The sequence below is a fragment of the Macellibacteroides fermentans genome, from assembly GCF_013409575.1.
Classification (GTDB): Bacteria; Bacteroidota; Bacteroidia; order Bacteroidales; family Tannerellaceae; genus Macellibacteroides; species Macellibacteroides fermentans.
In genome coordinates, this window is the sequence record NZ_JACCCY010000002.1 from 862,632 (window position 1) to 883,492 (window position 20,861).

The 20,861-nt window shown below is 38.8% G+C and carries 21 protein-coding genes; 9 read left to right on the forward strand and 12 right to left on the reverse strand.

The annotated features are described in order from the left end of the window. Positions 1 to 12 precede the first annotated feature (12 nt). From F5613_RS08545 to F5613_RS08565, 5 genes are all read right to left on the reverse strand, one after another. Positions 13 to 1,008: an NAD(P)H-dependent glycerol-3-phosphate dehydrogenase gene (locus F5613_RS08545; protein ID WP_068185690.1), complete on the reverse strand. Its 996-nt coding sequence runs from the start codon at positions 1,006 to 1,008 to the stop codon at positions 13 to 15. A gap of 10 nt (positions 1,009 to 1,018) precedes the next feature. Further along, the gene (lysS, locus tag F5613_RS08550; protein WP_179399421.1) at positions 1,019 to 2,749 is read right to left on the reverse strand and encodes a lysine--tRNA ligase; all 1,731 of its coding nucleotides are present in this window, start codon (positions 2,747 to 2,749) and stop codon (positions 1,019 to 1,021) included. Between the two features lie 115 nt (positions 2,750 to 2,864). Next, positions 2,865 to 3,419 (reverse strand): nicotinate (nicotinamide) nucleotide adenylyltransferase, encoded by a 555-nt coding sequence (nadD, locus tag F5613_RS08555; RefSeq protein WP_218858901.1) that lies wholly within the window; start codon positions 3,417 to 3,419, stop codon positions 2,865 to 2,867. A 114-nt stretch (positions 3,420 to 3,533) separates the two neighbouring features. Continuing rightward, entirely contained in the window at positions 3,534 to 4,100 is a 567-nt protein-coding gene (gene gmk, locus F5613_RS08560) for a guanylate kinase (RefSeq protein WP_068185582.1), read from the reverse strand. Positions 4,101 to 4,103: 3 nt separating this feature from the next. Further along, complete coding sequence (locus F5613_RS08565) at positions 4,104 to 4,976, reverse strand: YicC/YloC family endoribonuclease (RefSeq protein ID WP_068185579.1); 873 nt, start codon at positions 4,974 to 4,976, stop codon at positions 4,104 to 4,106. Positions 4,977 to 5,069: 93 nt separating this feature from the next. Here F5613_RS08565 and tsaB point away from each other — a divergent pair, with 93 nt between their 5' ends. Further along, the gene (tsaB, locus tag F5613_RS08570; RefSeq protein WP_179399422.1) at positions 5,070 to 5,762 is read left to right on the forward strand and encodes a tRNA (adenosine(37)-N6)-threonylcarbamoyltransferase complex dimerization subunit type 1 TsaB; all 693 of its coding nucleotides are present in this window, start codon (positions 5,070 to 5,072) and stop codon (positions 5,760 to 5,762) included. A gap of 64 nt (positions 5,763 to 5,826) precedes the next feature. Here tsaB and F5613_RS08575 read toward each other — a convergent pair whose 3' ends face one another. From F5613_RS08575 to F5613_RS08600, 6 genes are all read right to left on the reverse strand, one after another. After that, a complete protein-coding gene (locus F5613_RS08575; protein WP_179399423.1) occupies positions 5,827 to 6,987 on the reverse strand; it encodes a sodium ion-translocating decarboxylase subunit beta in 1,161 nt (386 codons plus the stop codon). Positions 6,988 to 6,991: 4 nt separating this feature from the next. Then, positions 6,992 to 7,423: a biotin/lipoyl-containing protein gene (locus F5613_RS08580; RefSeq protein WP_179399424.1), complete on the reverse strand. Its 432-nt coding sequence runs from the start codon at positions 7,421 to 7,423 to the stop codon at positions 6,992 to 6,994. A gap of 24 nt (positions 7,424 to 7,447) precedes the next feature. Continuing rightward, entirely contained in the window at positions 7,448 to 8,344 is an 897-nt protein-coding gene (locus F5613_RS08585) for an OadG family transporter subunit (RefSeq protein ID WP_179399425.1), read from the reverse strand. A 21-nt stretch (positions 8,345 to 8,365) separates the two neighbouring features. Then, positions 8,366 to 9,919 carry an acyl-CoA carboxylase subunit beta gene (locus tag F5613_RS08590; RefSeq protein WP_079682039.1) on the reverse strand — a complete coding sequence of 518 codons (1,554 nt, stop codon included), beginning with the start codon at positions 9,917 to 9,919 and terminating at the stop codon, positions 8,366 to 8,368. Positions 9,920 to 9,954: 35 nt separating this feature from the next. Then, complete coding sequence (mce, locus tag F5613_RS08595) at positions 9,955 to 10,365, reverse strand: methylmalonyl-CoA epimerase (protein WP_068185566.1); 411 nt, start codon at positions 10,363 to 10,365, stop codon at positions 9,955 to 9,957. 133 nt (positions 10,366 to 10,498) lie between these two features. Further along, positions 10,499 to 12,913 (reverse strand): TonB-dependent receptor, encoded by a 2,415-nt coding sequence (locus F5613_RS08600; protein ID WP_179399426.1) that lies wholly within the window; start codon positions 12,911 to 12,913, stop codon positions 10,499 to 10,501. 118 nt (positions 12,914 to 13,031) lie between these two features. Here F5613_RS08600 and F5613_RS08605 point away from each other — a divergent pair, with 118 nt between their 5' ends. Genes F5613_RS08605 through F5613_RS08620 form a run of 4 tightly spaced genes read left to right on the forward strand, consistent with a single transcriptional unit; the run spans position 13,032 to position 15,495 of the window. Then, positions 13,032 to 13,592 (forward strand): nitroreductase family protein, encoded by a 561-nt coding sequence (locus tag F5613_RS08605; RefSeq protein ID WP_179399427.1) that lies wholly within the window; start codon positions 13,032 to 13,034, stop codon positions 13,590 to 13,592. Continuing rightward, the gene (locus F5613_RS08610) at positions 13,589 to 14,356 is read left to right on the forward strand and encodes a Rossmann-like and DUF2520 domain-containing protein (protein WP_179399428.1); all 768 of its coding nucleotides are present in this window, start codon (positions 13,589 to 13,591) and stop codon (positions 14,354 to 14,356) included. Before F5613_RS08605 ends, F5613_RS08610 begins: the two co-directional genes overlap by 4 nt. After that, complete coding sequence (locus F5613_RS08615) at positions 14,349 to 14,870, forward strand: KdsC family phosphatase (protein ID WP_179399429.1); 522 nt, start codon at positions 14,349 to 14,351, stop codon at positions 14,868 to 14,870. The genes F5613_RS08610 and F5613_RS08615 overlap by 8 nt, the downstream gene beginning before the upstream one ends. A gap of 43 nt (positions 14,871 to 14,913) precedes the next feature. Beyond that, positions 14,914 to 15,495, forward strand: a complete 582-nt coding sequence (locus F5613_RS08620; protein WP_179399430.1) for a Maf-like protein — start codon at positions 14,914 to 14,916, stop codon at positions 15,493 to 15,495. 21 nt (positions 15,496 to 15,516) lie between these two features. Here F5613_RS08620 and F5613_RS08625 read toward each other — a convergent pair whose 3' ends face one another. Continuing rightward, positions 15,517 to 17,862, reverse strand: a complete 2,346-nt coding sequence (locus F5613_RS08625) for a transglycosylase domain-containing protein (RefSeq protein ID WP_079682045.1) — start codon at positions 17,860 to 17,862, stop codon at positions 15,517 to 15,519. A gap of 172 nt (positions 17,863 to 18,034) precedes the next feature. On the opposite strand from F5613_RS08625, the gene pyrB reads away from it, so the two are divergent. The 4 genes from pyrB to F5613_RS08645 are packed head-to-tail and all read left to right on the forward strand — an operon-like array spanning position 18,035 to position 20,715. After that, positions 18,035 to 18,949 carry an aspartate carbamoyltransferase gene (gene pyrB, locus F5613_RS08630; RefSeq protein ID WP_079682046.1) on the forward strand — a complete coding sequence of 305 codons (915 nt, stop codon included), beginning with the start codon at positions 18,035 to 18,037 and terminating at the stop codon, positions 18,947 to 18,949. A 13-nt stretch (positions 18,950 to 18,962) separates the two neighbouring features. After that, complete coding sequence (pyrI, locus tag F5613_RS08635; protein ID WP_068185533.1) at positions 18,963 to 19,427, forward strand: aspartate carbamoyltransferase regulatory subunit; 465 nt, start codon at positions 18,963 to 18,965, stop codon at positions 19,425 to 19,427. Beyond that, complete coding sequence (locus F5613_RS08640) at positions 19,424 to 19,990, forward strand: flavin reductase family protein (protein ID WP_079682047.1); 567 nt, start codon at positions 19,424 to 19,426, stop codon at positions 19,988 to 19,990. Before pyrI ends, F5613_RS08640 begins: the two co-directional genes overlap by 4 nt. An 8-nt stretch (positions 19,991 to 19,998) precedes the next feature. Then, complete coding sequence (locus F5613_RS08645) at positions 19,999 to 20,715, forward strand: porin family protein (protein WP_079682048.1); 717 nt, start codon at positions 19,999 to 20,001, stop codon at positions 20,713 to 20,715. Positions 20,716 to 20,861 lie beyond the last annotated feature (146 nt).

A 20,861-nucleotide genomic window follows, 5' to 3' on the forward strand; every position in this document is an offset into this window, starting at 1 on the left:
ATCAATTTGAATTTATTTAAACGTTTCAGTCAACTGCCGGATTACGGTAGTCGGAGATTTCTTTTCGTATAAAATATCATACAATGCATTGAGTATTGGCATCTTTACATTGTATTTTTTGTTAATCTCGTAAATGCATTTGGTACCGTAGTATCCTTCTGCAATCATCTCCATCTCGAGTTGAGCAGTTTTAACAGAATATCCTTTCCCGATCATTGTTCCGAAAGTCCTGTTTCTGCTAAAGCGAGAATAGGCCGTTACCAGCAGATCTCCAAGATATACAGAGTCTGTGATGTCTCTTTCCAGACCGTGAATCGCATCTACAAAGTTGCGCATCTCTTCAATAGCATTTGAAATAAACACAGCTTGAAAGTTGTCTCCGTATTTCATCCCATGGCATATTCCGGCTACAATAGCATATACATTCTTTAATACAGATGCATATTCAATCCCGATAACATCCTTACAGACAGAGTTCATCAGGTATTGATTTTTAAATACAGGAGAAATCGCTTTAACCTTTTCTATATCCGGACAAGCCAATGTGATATATGAAAGTCTTTCTAAAGCTATTTCTTCAGCATGACAAGGACCTCCAAGTACAGCTATATTTTCAATAGGTACCTTAAAATATTCAGCAAAATAATCTGTAATAAGCATATTTTCATCAGGAACAAGTCCTTTGATGGCTGAAATGATAAATTTATCAGTCAGAGATGCTTTTACTTTTTTCAGATGTTGTTTTAAAAAGGGAGATGGGGTAGCAAAAATTAATGTATCCGAATCCTTTATTATCTGATTTATATTTGTGTAAAATGTAATACGACTGATATCGAACTTTACAGCAGTTAAATAGCGTGGATTATGTTCCAATTGCTTGAACTCTTCAACGCTTTCCGGACGCCGCATATACCAGTTGATGCTGCCTTGCGTAGACAACACAATCTTGGCCAGTGCAGTAGCCCAGCTACCTCCTCCCATAATAGCAATTTTTCCAGGCAAATTCATACGTTCGGATTTATTTGTCGGCATTTGCAATCCAGGCTTCCACTTCTTCGGCAGTAGGATTCGATAATTCCAGTTTATATTTTTTATTCATCTCACAAAGTTCTTGTCTTAACTTGTTTGGGTTTAATCCCTTCAAGGTATCAATAGTGAGATAGCCGGCTTTTTGTAAGGCCGGAACCCAAGCTTCGTCAATTCCCAGGGCGGCATATTTGTCAGCACTGTCTTTTTTTATAGTCTTTTCCGGGCGCATTTGAGGGAAGAATAAAACTTCCTGAATGCTTTCCTGACCAGTCATGAACATTACTAAGCGATCCATACCGATACCCATACCACTTGTAGGAGGCATACCATATTCGAGGGCACGAAGAAAGTCATTGTCGATAAACATCGCTTCATCATCACCCTTTTCAGACAAACGAAGTTGTTCTTCAAAACGAGCACGTTGATCGATCGGGTCATTAAGCTCTGAATACGCATTGGCAAGTTCTTTACCATTAACCATTAATTCGAAACGCTCCGTAAGCTCCGGATTGGTACGATGCTTTTTGGTAAGAGGTGACATTTCGATAGGATAATCGGTTATAAAAGTAGGCTGAATATAAAGACCTTCGCATTTTGCACCGAATATTTCGTCAATCAGTTTACCTTTACCCATTGTTTCATCTTGTTCGATATTTAGCTGTTTGCACACTTCACGAAGTTGATCTTCGTTCATGCCACTGATATCGATACCCGTATGCTCCTTAATAGAGTCAATCATGGTTACACGTTTGTATGGAGCCTTGAAATCTATTTCTTTCTCACCCATCTTAACCTTTGTAGTTCCATGAACATCCAAACAAATCTTTTCGAGCATCTGTTCTGTTAAGTTCATCATCCAGTTGTAATCTTTGTATGAAACATAGATTTCCATACATGTAAATTCAGGATTGTGAGTCCTGTCCATACCTTCATTACGGAAATTACGACTAAACTCATAAACACCTTCAAAACCTCCTACAATCAGTCTTTTCAGATATAATTCGTTTGCAATACGTAAGTATAAAGGAATATCTAGTGCATTATGGTGGGTGACGAATGGTCGTGCACTTGCTCCACCTGGGATGCTTTGCAGAACCGGAGTGTCAACTTCAATATAGCCACGCTCATTGAAAAATTCGCGCATGGAATTGAATATCTTCGTACGTTTAATAAAGATATCTTTTACACCTTCGTTAACAATAAGATCTACGTAGCGTTGGCGATAACGCATTTCCGGGTCGGTAAATCCATCAAACACAACCCCGTCTTTAACTTTTACAACAGGCAGAGGCTTAAGTGATTTGGATAGAACTGTCAGCTCTTCTGCATGAATGGAAATTTCTCCCATCTGAGTACGGAAAACAAAACCCTTAACTCCAACAAAGTCACCAATGTCGAGTAACTTTTTAAATACGGTGTTGTATAACTCTTTGTCTTCCCCGGGACAGATGTCATCACGGGTGATATATACTTGAATACGACCTTCGGAATCTTGTAATTCCATAAAAGAAGCCTTGCCCATGATACGGCGACTCATAATACGTCCCGCAATTTGTACCGGTCTGCGGTCTGCGTCGTCTTTAAACGATGCTTTAATTTCATTTGAATAAGCATTCGTTACATACTCTGCGGCTGGATATGGTTCTACCCCGATACTCCGCAATTGTTCCATGCTATTGCGCCTTATGACTTCCTGTTCGCTCAGATCAATTAGATTCATTATGCTATTTTTTTGTAAAATACGGGACAAAAGTACAAAACTTTATGTTGAAAGTAGCTATAGGTAATACTAAAATTACTTATACGCAGTCATTTCGAATGTATTTTAGATGAATTTAAAGCATATTTCGTATCGCTTCAGGTAAGAAGAAGCGAATATCTTTTCCGTCTTCAAGTGCTTTGCGTATGAATGAAGACGAAATTTCTATTATCGGGGCTTGAACCAACTTAACATTGGGTAACTTTGAAGGTATTTTTACATCATAACCTTTCCTGGGATAGATTAGTAAATGGTATTTTGAAACCAATACTTCCGGATCTTTCCATTTGTCAATACTCAGCCAATTGTCTGCACCGATGATGAGGCTAAAATTGTGATCAGGATAAGCAGCACTTAGTGCATCTAATGTTTGAATGGTATAAGAGGGCTGAGGTAACTGAAATTCAAAATTACTTGCTTTGAATTTCGGATATCCGTCAATCGCTTTTTGGGTTAATTCATATCGAAACTCGTCGTCCATCAAATCGGTCTTTACTTTTAATGGATTATGAGGTGTAACAAGAAACCAGACTTCATCAAGTCCTTCGAATTCACATAAATAATTAGCCAATGCCAGATGTCCGATGTGAATTGGATTAAAAGAGCCGGGATATATTCCTGTTTGTTTCATTATCAGTTGTTAATGCTGAATAAAGATAGGACTTTTATTCAAAAAAGTACTAACTTTTTGAACAAAAAGTCCTATGATTTATATTAAAAAGTCCTATTATTTTTTTGCCTTTTTTCAATAATCTAAAAAGGCTTTGATAACCTGAAGCGTTTCTGTTTTTGCATTTTCAAGATTATCATTAATTATCACTTTATCGAACTTGGAAGCAAAACTCATTTCAAATGAGGCTTTAGTCAGTCTGTTTTCAATTACATCCATACTGTCTGTTCCTCTTCCTACAAGACGGTCGCGCAGAGCTTCAATACTTGGTGGCTGGATAAAAATGGAAAGAGCTTTATCTCCGTAATAATTTTTAATATTACACCCTCCAACCACATCTACATCAAATACTACATTGTTCCCTTCGTTTAAAATCCGCTCGACTTCACTTTTCAGAGTTCCATAAAACTTATCGGTGTAAACTTCTTCGTATTCAAGAAATTCACCTTCGTTTATTTTTGCTCTGAATTGCTCTGGTGTGAGAAAATAATATTCCACACCGTCTTTTTCATTTCCTCTCGGAGACCTGCTGGTTGCCGAAATGGAAAAATGAAGATTTAAATTCTGTGTTAATAGATAATTAATTATGGTTGATTTGCCCGAGCCTGATGGCGCAGAAAATATAACAAGTTTACCAGCCATATATTATAAAACGTTTAATACTTGTTCCTTAATTTGTTCCAGTTCATCTTTCATCTGTACAACAATCTGCTGCATTTCTGCATGGTTACTCTTTGATCCCAGAGTGTTTATTTCGCGGCCAATTTCCTGGGCTATAAATCCAAGTTTCTTTCCTTGTCCATGGCCATTGTTCATGGTGCTTATAAAATACTTCAAATGATTGTCCAGTCTGTTTTTTTCTTCGTTAACATCCAGCTTTTCAATGTAATATATCATTTCTTGCTCAAACCTGTTGTTGTCTATTTCAACTCCGTTTAATTTAGCAATACTCTCACTGATGCGAGTTTTTATTTTTTCAATACGCTCTGCATCGAATTCACCAATACGATCCAGTAAAGAAGCAATGTTTCCTATTTTTTGTTCAAATAATTTCTGAAGCATGGCTCCTTCTTGTAGCCGGAATTCCTTAAGATGCTTGATTGCTTCTTTAATTGTTTTCATCACTAACTCCCATTCGCTTTCATCAACTTCAGCAATGTCTGATTTGATTGCTTCAGGCAAACGTAATAAAGTTGTGAACCAATCAGCCGGAACCGGAATATTTAGTTTCTCAGAAACGTCCTTGATCTGATTATAGTAACTTTCAATTGCAGCAAGATTTATTTGTGTTGGAGTATCTTTACCAATATATTCAATGAAGATAGAGAAGTCCACTTTACCACGTTCCACTTCCTGAAGCAATAAACTTCGTACCGCCATTTCTTTGTCCTTATAAATTCCAGGAATACGAGTGGAAAGATCCAGCTGTTTGCTGTTAAGTGCTTTCACTTCTACAGTTACTTTTTTGGAAGGAAGTTCGGCTGTAACTTTGCCAAACCCAGTCATAGATTGTATCATAGTTCTTAAACTTTGTGCAAAGTTACTTTTTATTTCTAACAATGATTGTTATACTGTATAAAAATGTAATTTTGCACTTTAAAACTAGTAATTATGTCATATATTTTAAATATCGAGACTTCGACTTCCGTTTGTTCAACAGCCTTGTGTCAAGACGGTAATGTTATATTTGCCAACAAATCAACCGAAGGTCCTTCTCATTCTGTTCTTTTAGGAACTTTTGTTGCAGAGGCTTTGGAGTTCATTAAAAATAATGAATTAAAATTAGATGCTGTAGCTGTAAGTAGTGGGCCCGGATCTTATACCGGTTTACGTATTGGTGTATCTATGGGGAAAGGCCTTTGTTTTGGCTATGGAATACCTTTAATAGCGGTTCCCACACTTAAAATAATCGCATCAAAAGCCATTTCATTAAATAATAAAGCGAATGAAACTCTGTATTGTGCGATGTTGGATGCCCGGCGTATGGAGGTATATGCATCCATATTTGATAGGGAATTGACTACTTGTCGTGAGACTGCTGCTGATATTATAACACCAGAAACTTACGAAGAATTTTTGAATAAGGGTCCTGTCTGCTTTTTTGGAAATGGAGCCGAAAAGTGTAAGACTGTAATTACACATCCCAATGCTATGTTTATGGATCAGATTTATCCATTGGCTGAAGATATGGCTTTATTGGCTGAAGATGCTTTTACTAAAGGAGAATTTAAGGATGTTGCCTATTTTGAGCCTTTTTATTTGAAAGATTTTGTTGCCACTGTAGCACGAAATAAGGTTTTTTAATTAATTCCTACATATAAAAAAAGCGGCCCGAAAGCCGCTTTTTTTATATGTAGGAATTAAGATATTAACCTAAGAATCCCAAAAGAATACCTGCAGCAACTGCAGAGCCGATTACACCGGCTACATTTGGTCCCATTGCGTGCATCAACAAATAGTTAGTGGGGTCATACTCCAATCCAACAGTTTGTGAAATACGTGCAGAATCAGGAACTGCCGATACACCAGAATTTCCAATGAGTGGATTAATTTTATTACCTTGTTTAAGAAATAAATTAAAAAATTTCACAAAGAGGATTCCTGCGCAAGTTGCTATAACAAACGACAAAGCCCCTAAACCAAAAATTTTGATAGAGTTTACTGTGAGAAATTGTGTTGCCTGTGTTGAAGCACCAACAGTAATCCCTAATAAAATAGTTATTGTGTCGATAAGTGGTCCTCTTGCGGTTTCTGCCAAACGACGTGTTACACCGCTTTCTTTTAATAAATTTCCGAAGAATAACATGCCAAGTAATGGTAAACCTGAAGGAACAAGAAAGCAGGTTAGTAGTAGACCAACAATAGGGAAAATAATTTTCTCTGTTGATGATACTACTCTTGGTGGTTTCATTCGTATCAATCGCTCTTTTTGAGTAGTTAAAAGTCTCATAAAAGGAGGTTGAATAATAGGAACTAATGCCATATACGAGTATGCTGATACCGCAATTGCACCCATTAAATTAGGGGCTAACTTAGATGAAAGGAAGATCGCAGTAGGACCATCAGCACCACCGATGATTCCAATTGCTCCTGCTTGATTAGGCTCAAAACCCATTTGTAATGCAATTGTATAAGCTCCAAAAATACCGAATTGAGCAGCTGCACCAATGAGCATTAGTTTCGGATTGGAAATTAGCGCAGAGAAATCTGTCATAGCACCAATACCTAGAAAAATTAATGGAGGATACCATCCTTGCATTACACCTTGATAAAGAATGTTTAAGACAGATCCTTCCTCATAGATTCCAACTTGAAGACCAGCATCTTTAAATGGAATATTGCCAATTAAAATTCCAAAACCAATTGGAATTAACAGCATAGGCTCGAATTCATATTTGATTGCCAGGAAAATAAACAACAGTCCAATCAAAATCATAATGAGATGACCGGGTGTTGCATTGTAAATACCTGTATATGAGAGAAACGTTTGGAGATTCTCTCCTAAAAATGATATAAAACTTTCTTGCATAACGTTACCCAATTACAACGATATCCGCGCCTTCCAGAACAGAATCACCTTTGTTTACTTTTACTTCTAAAATTTTACCATCTCTGTCTGCATTGATGTTATTTTCCATTTTCATGGCTTCAAGGACTGCTATCTTTTGTCCACGTTTAACAGTGTCACCCACCTTACAATCCAGACTTAAAATAACACCTGGCAGGGGTGATTTCACTGCTCCGGCAGAACTACTAGTAACGGGACGCGATACTAGTGGGGCCCCATTTGCTGCAGTTGGTGCTTGAGCAGGTCTTTTTAATGTCACCATTTGTTTTTTTGCAGGTTTGTCCATCTGCACTTTGTAAGGAGTCCCATTTACCTCTACTTCAGCAAAATTGTCTTCGACATTGTTAACGGTAACATTGTAAACATTCCCGTTTATTGTATATTTAAACTGTTTCATTGTTTATATTTCTTTTTATTGAAATTATTTTCTTGGAATTTCACGCAGGCCGTAGAGTTTCGAACTCCATGGAGAGTAGTTTCTGGTAACTTTATGTATAGTTAAAACAGTGTTTTCAAGATCATGTACATCTTCTGTTACTTCATATAGTGCCGTCGCAATAGCTGCAAAAACTTCACCAGCCTCTTCTCCTGCTAGATCATCATTTTCAGCATTAATGGCTCCTGTTTTTGCCTTTTTTGCATTTCGTTTAGAAGCAGCGATGGATATTTTTCCCACTTGTTTGAATATGAGATATAATAATAATAATCCCATAAAAGTAACAGCCATTGCACTTACTGTCATTCCAATTCCAAAGGAATCATTTTGTTTGAAATTATCAATTTTCTCATTTGAATCAAGTGTAAGATTGTTTGTGCTGGGAGTTACTTTGGTAAGTTGCGCCCATTCTTTTTCACCATCTATCAAACGACCATAACTTGTGTCTGCAATTTGACCTGCTGGAACTGTAACTTCATCAATTAATGTTTTACCATCTGCATCAACAATGGCAATATAGTTATCCATATATGGATCAAGAACAAAGTTTACGTGAAATGTTCCTCTTCCAGGATTATTGTCAGCAAAAAAGAGAGTGTGTTGTCTTGGACGTATTTTTGTAAGAACATCACCTTTGGGAATCATATATTTTGTAAGATTGTTCTTGTCGTTAGTAATATAACAACCTTTCAAATCTACAGTCCCTGCAGAACTGTTAAACAGCTCAATCCAACCACTATGTTTTCCATAATCGTCAACATAATTATCTTCGTTGACAACTAATATTTCATTTATTCTTATGGATGTGGCACGTTGAGCATTAATTCCTAAAGAGAATAATGTTGCAAACAAAACCAGTATCCCTATTTTCTTTTTTATCATATTCATCTCCTTTTTTATGAATTATAAAGGTAGATTATCATGTTTCTTTGCAGGGTTTGTCAACTTCTTAGTCTGAAGCTGCTGCAAAGCACGGATAATCCGGAAACGGGTGTTACGAGGCTCGATAACATCATCAATATAGCCATATTGAGCTGCATTGTACGGATTTGCAAATGCTTTTTTATATTCCTCTTCTTTTTCAATCTGAGCTTTAGCGGGATCTTCTGCTGATGCAACTTCTTTCGCAAAGATAACTTCAACAGCACCACTTGGTCCCATTACTGCAATTTCAGCAGTTGGCCAAGCATAGTTCATGTCACCACGAAGATGTTTTGAACTCATCACGCAATAGGCTCCACCATACGATTTTCTTAAAGTTACAGTAACCTTAGGAACTGTGGCCTCTCCATAAGCATAAAGAAGTTTAGCTCCGTGAAGAATTACACCATTGTATTCCTGGCCTGTACCTGGTAAGAATCCCGGTACGTCAACCAACGTAACCAAAGGAATATTAAATGCATCACAGAAGCGAACGAAACGGGCTGCTTTACGTGAAGCGTTGCTATCAAGACAACCAGCCATTATTTTAGGTTGATTTGCAATTACACCAACAGACTGACCGTTGAAGCGGGCAAAACCAACAATAATGTTCTGAGCATAGTCCTTATGAACCTCAAGGAATTCGCCATTATCAATGATTGTACCAATCACTTCATACATGTCGTAAGGTTTATTAGGTTCATCAGGAATGATATCATTCAGTGCATCATCCAAACGATCGATAGGGTCGTTGCACTCCATAAGTGGGGCTTCTTCCAAGTTGTTTTGCGGCATATAGCTGATAAGTTGGCGAATCAATTTTAATCCGTCTTCTTCGTTATCAACTGCAAAGTGAGCAACACCAGATTTTGTAGTGTGAACACTAGCTCCACCCAATTGTTCTTGTGTAACATCTTCTCCAGTTACAGACTTAACAACCTTAGGACCTGTGAGGAACATATAGCTGGTACCTCTGGTCATGATATTAAAGTCGGTCAATGCAGGAGAATAAACGGCTCCACCTGCGCATGGACCAAAAATTCCAGAAATCTGAGGAACAACGCCAGAAGCCAAAATATTACGCTGGAAAATTTCTGCATAACCTGCCAAGGCGTTTACACCCTCTTGAATACGAGCACCTCCAGAGTCATTCAATCCAATTACCGGTGCACCCATTTTCATTGCCTGGTCCATCACTTTACAGATTTTCATGGCCAATGATTCAGAAAGTGCTCCTCCAAATACAGTAAAATCCTGTGCATATATATATACAAGACGTCCATCTATTGTTCCATATCCGGTAACAACACCATCTCCCAGAAATTTGGTGGCATCAATACCGAAATTGGTACAACGGTGCTGAACGAACATGTCGAATTCTTCAAAACTACCTTCGTCAAGCAACATGGCAATTCTTTCACGGGCAGTATATTTACCTTTTTTGTGCTGAGATTCAATTCTCTTTTCTCCACCTCCGATACGAGCTTTTTCACGTAATTGAATCAGCTCTTTTACTTTTTCAAGTTGGTTACTCATGTTTTTATATTTTGATATTAGAATAAAGTAATAATTTATTTTTCAGGATGTTCGCAAAGTTCTGTGAGCACACTGCAAGTTGACTTTGGATGAAGAAATGCAATGTTCAGTCCTTCGGCACCACCTCTTGGAGCTTTGTCGATCAATTTAACACCTTTAGCTTCCACTTCGGCCAATGCTTCAGCAACTGAAGGAACGGCAAATGCAATGTGATGAATACCTTCGCCTTTCTTTTCAATAAATTTAGCAACTGCACTTTCTTCGCTTGTTGGTTCGAGTAATTCAATTTTAGTCTGGCCAACCATAAAAAAAGCTGTTTTTACTTTTTGATCTGCAACTTCTTCGATGTTATAGCATTTCAAACCTAAAACTTGTTCGTAATAAGGCAAAGCCTCTTCAATACTTTTTACAGCAATACCTAAATGTTCAATATGCGTAATTTCCATGATATAATAATATATTAAATGATTTTTTTATTGCTGCAAATGTACATTCTTTTTACACAATGGTGAAATATTTCTTTAATTTTATCTAATGAGATATCAATTCTGGCAGCATAGAAAAGAATAATTGGGATTTTCAGAATTCAGCAATTATTCTTAGATTAAGTTGGCGACCTGTGAGATAATTCGGAACGGCGTATTGCTGGTTGTAAATGTCGGTCACCCAATAATATGAACTGACATTTTTTATGTTTAAAATATTAAACACATCCACCCCTATCCATATGTTTTTAAGTTTACTCATAACTCCACGCTGCATAATATTTTCTGTTGTTCCGGCTATTTGATAAGATAATCCCAGGTCTACTCTTTTATAAGGCGACATACGGAAAAAACCATCTTCGTATCCTTTTCTGGGAGCTGTTATGGGTAATCCTCCGGAAAGCACTCCTTTAAGATTTAATTTAACCTTTTTATAACCAGGAAAATAGTCTTGAAAAAATAGGGAAACATTATACCCCTGACTATTTGGCATTGGAACTGTTACCTTGTCTCTGATTGTTTGTTCTGCTTTCATGATTGAAAAGCTCAGCCATGAGTCGGTTCCGGGAACAAATTCGCCAAAAAACTTAACGTCCATCCCTAACGCATAGCCATTGGCGCAGTTTTCACCGTAATATCTTATCTTTACATTGTCTACGGTATAAGGATTAAGTTTATCCATCATTTTGTAGTAAATTTCAGTTGATATTTTGAAGTTTCGTTCGGCTGCGCGGAATGTGTAATCTCCCCCTAATATAAAATGAACTGATTGCTGAGATTTCAGAGCATCATTTAAAACTACAACATTATTGGACTGCTCATCTTGTTTGGTAACACGCATTTCTTTGTAAAAAGGAGACTGATAGTAAATGCCGGAGGCAAAACGGAATGTAAGATCCTGATTGAAGTTAGGAATAAAGCCGATTGAAGCACGCGGGCTGAAAATGAATTCTTTATTGAAACTCCAATAACTTCCCCGGATACCAGCTACCAATGTAAATAATCCATGCTTGGTCCTGAATTTGAAATTGTCTTGCAGGTAACCGGAAGTCCGGCTGCTTTCCAGCTTATTGTTAGAATACAGATTTGTAATAAGACTTACCTCCGATCCTGTGTAAGGTAAAGAATATCCAGCTGAATCACGTTTTTCCCACTCATTAATTCGGTCTTTTATCTTCTCGAGTTGAACATTAACTCCCCACTTCAAGGTGTTGTTTTTTAATTTGCTTTCACCATAATGCCCAATAGTGATGATGTTGGAGTTGAGTCTGTTTCTTGCATGTTCGTGATAGGTTCCAACCTCCAAAGCAGAAGATGCGTCGTCGTCCGTATTGTTCTCTTCACCTAAATCATTCAACCAGTATTCGCCTGAAATATCATACGTTTCTTCTTCTTTGCTTGAAAACGCGGAGGCTTGAAGACCTAACTCCGTTTGCTCGGTCAGCCTTTTTTTTATTACCATTGCACCAAAGAGAGTTTCAAACTTATCCTGTTCACGTCCATCAAAATAAACCTTAAATTTTTTAATCATAGACGTTGTTCCAAAAGAAGTTTCGCGTGTAAAAGGTGTGAATTTGTAATTATTTATTGAGACGTTTCCTAAGAAATTGACATCCAACGTTGGAGTGATCTGATAAGTTATATACGATTGTAAGTCAACAAAAGTAGGATTGAACTCAGCGTCTGTATCCATTGTATTCAATAGCGATTGGTTTGTTTTGTAACGGATACCGGTGATTTGAGTTAATTTGCCGATGCTGCTTCCAACATAAGCGCTTGCACCAAGAAAGCTCAGAGCAGCTGAACCTTCCAGTGATTTAGGCTTTTTGTAATTGATATCCAAAACCGAGCTCATCTTATCTCCGTAACGTGCCTCAAACCCTCCGGCTGAAAAATTGACAGACTCGGTGAGTTCAGGATTGATAAAGCTTAGTCCCTCCTGTTGGCCGGACCGGATCAGCAAGGGTCTGAACACTTCAATTCCATTAACATATACGATGTTTTCATCATAGCTTCCTCCTCTGACCGAATATTGCGAGCTAAGTTCATTGCTTGATGAAACTCCGGCATACGTAACCACCAAAGATTCGATACTTCCCCCGGCAGGGTCGGGGAGGAGCCTTATCCGGTTTGCATCCAACGTTTCCATGGTGGTGGTTTGTTTGCGGATTGCGGTTATTGTTACATCTCCCAAGTTGAGTGATGTACTGTTCATTTGCACATTAAGCCGCATGTCACGGTCGGCTTTGGGTATTATGCGTTCGGCCTTGTTGTATCCCAGACACGAATAAACAAGAGTGAGCGAATCTCCGGCAGCCACATGTAAAGCATAAAAGCCTTTGTCGTTGCTCATTGATCCGTTCAGAGAATTTTTTACACGGATGTTTACAAGTTCAATAGGATTACCATCCGCGTCGCGTACGTACCCGGAAATTTTGATCCGCTCTTGAGCCAGCGTGGTTGCGGAAATGATAATATATAGCAGTGCTGCAATCGCACGTATTTTCATATTCTGTATCTTACTAGTAATACTTAACGAGAAAAAAAGAAGAAGCGTATACCCGGAGTGATAAAAATATTATTAATTTTGTCGAAATTCAAACAATTTATCATCTAAATAGAGAATAATGGAGAGCTTTGCAGAACTGATTAAAAAAAGAAGAAGTATCAGAAAGTTTACAAACCAGCTACTTAGCCCCGAACAAGTTGAATCGTTATTAAAAGCAGCATTAATGGCGCCATCTTCAAAACGAAGTAATGCGTGGCAGTTTGTACTCGTAGAAAATAAAGAGATGTTGCAGAAGCTGGCATCTTGTAAGAAGAACGGCTCTTCTTTTCTTGAAACATCTGCACTTGCCATTGTTGTGTTGGCTAACCCAATGGAAAGTGATGTATGGGTTGAAGATGCATCGGTTGCCTCTATTTATATCCAACTTCAGGCCGAAGATTTGGGCTTAGGCAGTTGTTGGTGCCAGATTAGAAATCGTGAAACAGCCGGAGAGACTGATTCTGCTCAATATGTAAGAGACTTGCTGGATATACCATACCAGATGGAAGTACTTTCTATTATCGGAGTTGGTTATAAAGACCAAGACAGGAAGCCATTTGATGAAACACATTTGCAGTGGGAAAAGATTCACATAGATAAATTTGTTTTTCCATCCGAATCAGAATCCTCTGAGTCATGAAAGTGGTGTTTATCGGATCTGGAAACCTTGCTACCCACCTTTCTCTGGCAATGAAAGGGGCTGGGATTGAAGTCGTCCAGGTTTACAGTCAGACAGAATCCCATGCAAGTTTGCTAGCCAATAAACTTTCATGCAGTTTTACTACCGAACCAGAGTCCATTGTAATCGATGCTGATATTTATATATTTTCAGTCAAAGATTCTGCCTTACTTGATTTGATTCATAAAATTCCCCAAAATAAAGGTCTTTGGCTTCATACTGCGGGAAGTGTTCCGATGGGTGTGTTTGAAGGATATAATGACAGGTATGGGGTATTATATCCTTTGCAGACGTTCAGTAAAAACAGAGATATAGATTTTAGTATTGTGCCGGTGTTTATTGAATCAAATTCTGCCGGCGACGAAGCATATTTGTTATCTTTTGCAGGTAAGCTTACAAGACAGGTAATCTCTCTTTCTTCGGAAAAGAGAAAACATTTGCATCTTGCAGCTGTATGGGCTTGTAATTTTACGAATCACATGTATTTGATGGCATCTAAAATATTGCAGGAACAAAGTTTGTCCGAGGCATTTCTTTTGCCCCTTATTGATGAAACAGCAGCCAAGGTGCATCAGCTTTCTGCCCGCGAGGCGCAAACCGGACCGGCAATCAGATATGATGAAAATATTATTGAAAAACATATAGAGCTTCTTTCCGACCCGAATATGAAAGAGCTTTACCGGTTAATCAGCCGGAATATACATAAAGAATCCAGCAATGAGTAGTATAAATTATGATTTAAGAAAAATCAGAGGGTTTATCTTTGATGTGGATGGAGTTCTTTCTAAAGACGTCATACCTCTGCATCCCAACGGAGATCCGATGCGTACTGTTAATATTAAAGACGGGTATGCCTTACAGCTTGCTGTAAAGAAAGGATATCAGGTCGCAATCATAACCGGAGGGTATACCGATTCTGTGAAAATGCGTTTTGAACGTTTGGGGGTTAAGTATATCTATATGAGGAGCTCCGTTAAGATGAAAGATTATACTGATTTTATGAATCGTACCGGTTTAAAACCTGAAGAGGTCCTGTATGCAGGAGATGATATTCCTGATTATGAAGTAATGAAGCTGGTTGGCTTGCCTGTAGCGCCAGCGGATGCAGCTTCCGAAATAAAGGATATTTCGCTTTACATCTCATCCAAAAACGGTGGAGAGGGAATTGCACGTGATGTGATAGAGCAAACGATGAAAACACAGGGAACATGGCTGACGGGAGAAGCGTTCGGTTGGTAATTCCTGGAAAATATTAAAATATAATTGAAAAACACAGAAACCTATGTTGTCCAATCTAGATAAGTATAGAATAATCTTAGCATCCAATTCTCCCAGAAGAAAAGAATTGTTGGCCGGCTTGGATATCTCTTTCGAAGTTAAAGTAAATGGAGATGTTGATGAATCATATCCCGAAGCATTGTCCCCCGAAGAGATACCTATGTATGTCGCACAGAAAAAGGCAGATGCCTATGCCCCTTTTTTGCAAGAAGACGAATTGCTTATTACCGCAGATACGGTAGTCTGGACTTTTGAAGAGATTCTTGGAAAACCATCTGACCGCGAAGACGCAATTAAGATGCTGATGAAATTATCCAACCGTGTTCATGAAGTAATAACAGGTGTTTGTATTGTTACAAAGAACAAAAGTACTAATTTTTCTGTCTCGTCTGCCGTGAGTTTCGGTTATCTGGAGCTGTCTGATATTGAATATTACGTAGATAAATATAAACCTTATGATAAAGCCGGATCCTATGGAATACAAGAGTGGATCGGATATATCGGAGCAGAAGCGATTAATGGGTCGTTTTTTAATGTAATGGGATTGCCTGTTCAGAGGCTCTACCGCGAACTAAAAGCCTTTTAAGTTCGCGGCAGAACAGCTGATTTATTTAAAGATATCATCAATACCTCCGGATTCTTCGGGGGTATTATTTTCTTGTTCTGAAACAGGTTTACCACATGGATTACTGTATTTCTCCGGAACTTCAAAAACTTCACTTTCCAGATAACCCAAGGATTTGTCGGCATATACTTTCTGCATAAACAGACCATAAATCGGTAAAGCCATGCTGGCTCCCTGTCCTTCGTTCAACCGATCGAAGTGAATGGATCTGTCTTCACCACCAACCCAACATCCGGCAACCAGGCTAGGGGTAAATCCCATATACCAACCGTCGGAATTGTTTTGAGTAGTTCCGGTTTTACCACCCATCTGAGCTGTAATGTTGTATCTGTATCTGATACGGCTGGCAGTACCACCGTCTACAACACTCCGTAGCATATATAACATTTTGTACGAGGCCTCCTCTGTAAGGACTTCACTCATTGTTGGTGTGAAGCTTGCAATTGTATTGCCGAACTGATCCTCAATACGGGTAACGTAGACCGGATCAACCCGAATCCCTTTGTTGGCAAACGTAGTATATCCGGTAACCATTTCGCCTACCGAAACGTCTGGCGTTCCTAAACACACCGATATTACCGGATCTATGTAATTCTTTAATCCAAAGGAATGAAGTAAACGTACAAATGTATATGGAGAAAGCTGCCCCATCAGATAGGCTGTTACCCAGTTGGAGGAATTTTGCAACCCCCACTTAATTGTAACAGTTTCACCAACGCGCTTTGCTCCGGCATTTCTTGGAACCCATAGGTTTCCGTTTTCATCCCGAAGTTGTTGCTGCACATGCAACATTTCATCGCAAGGTGTAAAGCCGTCAATCATGGCAAGAGAATACAGGAACGGTTTCATGGTAGAACCAATCTGACGCCGACCACCATTTACCATATCATATTGGAAATCGTTATAGTCGATGCCGCCTACATATGCTTTGACATGTCCGCTATGCGGGTCCATAGCCATAAAGGCACTGCGAAGGAATGATTTGTGATAACGTATGGAATCCCAGGGAGACATGATCGTATCGACTGGGCCATTCCAGCTAAATACCCGCATTTCTTCAGGCTTTTTAAATTCCGCTTTAATCTCTTCCATGCTTAAACCATTTGCTTTCAATGTACGATACCTATCGGTTTGTTGCATAGCACGTGTAAGAATGGTATCAACCTGTCCCAATCGTAAATCTCTGGAAAAAGGAGCATAATCTCTTTTTGCTTTTTCCTGGAAGAACATGGGTTGTAATGTACCGCCTACATGTTCTCTTACGGCATCTTCTGCATACTTTTGCATGCGGGAATCTATTGTGGTATAGATTCGTAGTCCGTCGTCATATAGGTTATAGTAGTCTCCATTGGCTTTTTTATTCTTATTACACCATCCATAAAGAGGATTGGTTTCCCAAGCTAACGAGTCTTCCGAGAATTTTTGCGACTGCCAGCTGGCATAGTTACTCCTTTTAGGTTTTTTTGCTGTAAGGGTCATGCGAAGATATTCCCTAAAGTAGGCTGCAAGTCCTTCTTTGTGGTCCATTGGTGTAAATTTTACCTTTAGAGGTAACGACGACAGCGAATCTCGTTCCTGTTTGGTAATATAATCGGCTTTATACATTTGATCCAAAACAACATTTCGCCGGCCTTTGGTGCGTTCGTTATGACGAATCGGGTTATAGTACGAAGGATTTTTACACATACCCACAAGCGTGGCAGCTTCTTCAATCTTTAATGCTTTTGGCGTGGTACTAAAATAAACCCTGGCAGCCGATTGGATACCCACTGCATTATATAGGAAATCGAACTTATTCAGATACATATTGATGATCTCCTCTTTTGTATAGAATCGCTCCAGTTGTACGGCGATTACCCACTCAATAGGCTTTTGAAACAAACGTTCAACCACGTTGTCTGCACTAGGTGAAAAAAGTTGTTTTGCCAACTGTTGTGTGATGGTACTTCCACCACCTCCGCTTTTTTGCATCAGGATTCCTCGTTTTACAATGGCACGGAAAAGTCCTGCTACGTCGATTCCGGAGTGGTCTGTAAACCGCTTGTCTTCTGTTGCGATAAGGGCTTTGACCAGTTCGGGCGAGAGGTCTTTGTAGTTTACAAATAAACGGTTGTCCTTACTGTGGGCATAGCTACCCAATGTTTTTCCATCGGTGGAAATTATTTGAGAAGCATATTTGTCAATTGGATTTTCCAATTGTTCAACAGGAGGCATGTAGCCTACCGAACCATTGGCTATGGCAATAAAAAGCAATACTGCTACACAAGCTGCTGCAGCGTAGAATACCCAAAAACCAATAATGATCTTTTTACGAGCGTTTGATGTCATCTTTTTTACCTTCTTTCATTATAAAACCGCAAAGGTAACTATTTCCTGTTATAATTATTGTTAATCCAATAAACATAATCTTTAAACTAAAAAACAATGATAAAAAAAGGCTGCCGACTATATCGTCTCTGATTTTTTCCATACTTTTGTGACATAAGCAGTGATATAGCATATGAAAAGTAAAAGTTTAGTTTCGATCGATCAATGTACCAAGGAGGACATTCTTCGTATTCTGGATAATGCCAGAAAGTTTGAAGATAATCCAAATCGGAATTTGTTGGAAGGCAAAGTAGCGGCAACGCTCTTTTTTGAACCGTCCACCCGCACCCGTTTGAGTTTTGAAACCGCAATCAACCGTTTAGGCGGTAAAGTGATTGGTTTTCAGGATGCTTCAACTACCAGTTCTTCCAAGGGAGAAACCTTAAAGGATACCATCCTTATGGTTAGTAACTATGCAGATCTGATTGTAATGAGGCATCATCTTGAAGGAGCAGCGAAATATGCATCCGAAATTACAGATATTCCAATCATCAATGCCGGAGATGGAGCCAATCAACATCCCTCTCAAACCATGTTGGATTTATATTCCATACAGAAGACTCAAGGCAAACTTACCGATCTTACCATTACCATGGTGGGGGATCTTAAATACGGACGTACGGTACATTCTTTAATCAGCGGGATGTCGCATTTTAATCCTACTTTTCATTTTGTAGCACCAGACGAATTGCGAATGCCCGACGAGTATAAGTTGTTTTGCGACAAGCACAACATAAAGTATTATGAACACACCGCTTTCTCGGAAGAGGTTATCAACGAGACAGATATCTTGTATATGACACGTGTCCAACGCGAACGGTTTACAGACCTCGAAGAGTATCAGAGAGTGAAGAATGTATATATCCTGAAAAGTCAGATGCTGGAGAATAGCAAAGATAATTTGCGTGTTTTGCATCCGCTGCCACGGGTAAATGAAATTGCGTATGATGTAGACGATAGTCCTAAAGCCTATTACATACAGCAGGCACGAAATGGACTTTTTGCCCGTCAGGCCATTATTTGCGAAGTGTTAGGAATTACTATTTAAAAGCAGTACAGTTATGTCAGCAGAAAAGAAAAAAGAGTTGCAGGTTGCCGCTTTGGAGAACGGTACCGCCATTGATCATATTCCCCCCCGTCAGCTATTTAAGGTAGCTGACATGTTAAGTTTGAAGGAACTTGAAAACACAATTACAATCGGGAACAATTTCCATAGTAAAAAGATGGGAAGCAAAGGTATTATCAAAATTGCCGATAAGTTTTTTGAAGAAGATGTGATTAACCGCATCGCCCTGATAGCTCCTAATGTAATTCTGAATATCATCCGCGATTACGAGGTTGTTGAGAAGAAAACTGTTGAACTCCCTGATGAACTGGTTGGGCTGGTTAAATGTAACAATCCCAAATGCATTACGAACAACGAACCGATGCCAACCCGCTTTGATGTGATAGATAAGGAGTCGGGAACCGTAAAATGCCGTTACTGCGAACGAAAAATAAATAAAGAAGATATTATTATTTTATGAAGCAAGACTGGAAGCCGGGTACAATGATCTATCCGGTACCTGCCGTAATGGTGAGTTGTGGCAGCGAACCTTCCGAGTACAATATTATAACTGTCAGCTGGGTCGGTACTATATGTACCAATCCGGCTATGTGTTATATATCCATACGGCCCGGACGGCATTCGTATCCGATTCTAAAAAAGAATATGGAATTTGTAATCAATCTTACTACCCGAGAAATGGCTTATGCAACCGATTGGTGCGGTGTAAGTTCCGGTAAAGATTATAACAAATTTAATGAAATGAATCTTACTCCCGGCAAGTCAAAGTTAGTCAGTGCACCTATAATTGAAGAGTCTCCTCTTTGTATTGAATGCCGGGTGAAAGAGGTATTAGCACTTGGAAGCCACGATATGTTTATTGCCGATGTGGTAAATGTACAGGCAGACGATGCCTACCTCGATCCAGAAACAGGGGCTTTCGATATGCAAAGAGCCGATTTGTTGGCGTATTCTCATGGAAAGTATTATGGATTAGGAGAGCTGATCGGTAAATTCGGCTGGTCGGTTAAAAAGAAAAAATAAATATTGAAATGAAGAAATTAGGTATACTTACAGTATTGTTGATTATTGCATTTACTGGAGGAGCTCAGACACAGAAAAACGAAACAGAAGGTTTTTCGTTTGGAGCGAAACTCGGGTTCAGCTCAACACTTCCTATTATCAACTCGTTGACAATAGAAGGGGTAGAGGCGCAAAATGTGAATCTTCAATACAAAGTAGGTTACCTTGCTGCACTGTTTTGCCGTATAAATATCGACCGTTTTTTTATTATGCCGGGTGTGGAATGGAACCACGCAGACGGAAGTATCAACTATTCGTTGCCTGATGGTATAGATCAAACGTATCTTAAAAGTACATATGCAGTCTCTTCAGAAGGATTCAATGTGGAGACAAATACAATTGAAGTGCCGGTGCTTTTAGGGTTCAATATGGTAAAATCTTATCCTTATTGTCTCAGTTTTCAGGCCGGACCCAAATTAAGGTACAGGGTTACGGAAGATTTTTCACCTGTAGGTAATCCGGAAACTTTTAAGCTGTCGGGCGAAAGCAAACCATATGGTGTTAATGCCGTAACCGGAGTGTCGGTAAGTATTTGGCGGATGTTCTTTGATTTTTATTATGAATTCGGTATCAATCAATCCAAAACAGATTTCTCTTATCAAACCACTCTTTTACCCTACGAAAGTAACTTCAGTTTGAAGAACAGAACCAATAAAATGAGTTTTTCCCTCGGAATATTGTTTTAATTCCCCGTTTTATTGAGGAAATATTCCACAGTGTTACACATGTTTTCCCCAGTTATTTTATAGACACTCTATTTTGTAAATCACTGAATATGAGTTGTTTGATTTAAAACAGGACTCCTGGTCCTGTTTTGGCACGGTATTTTCAT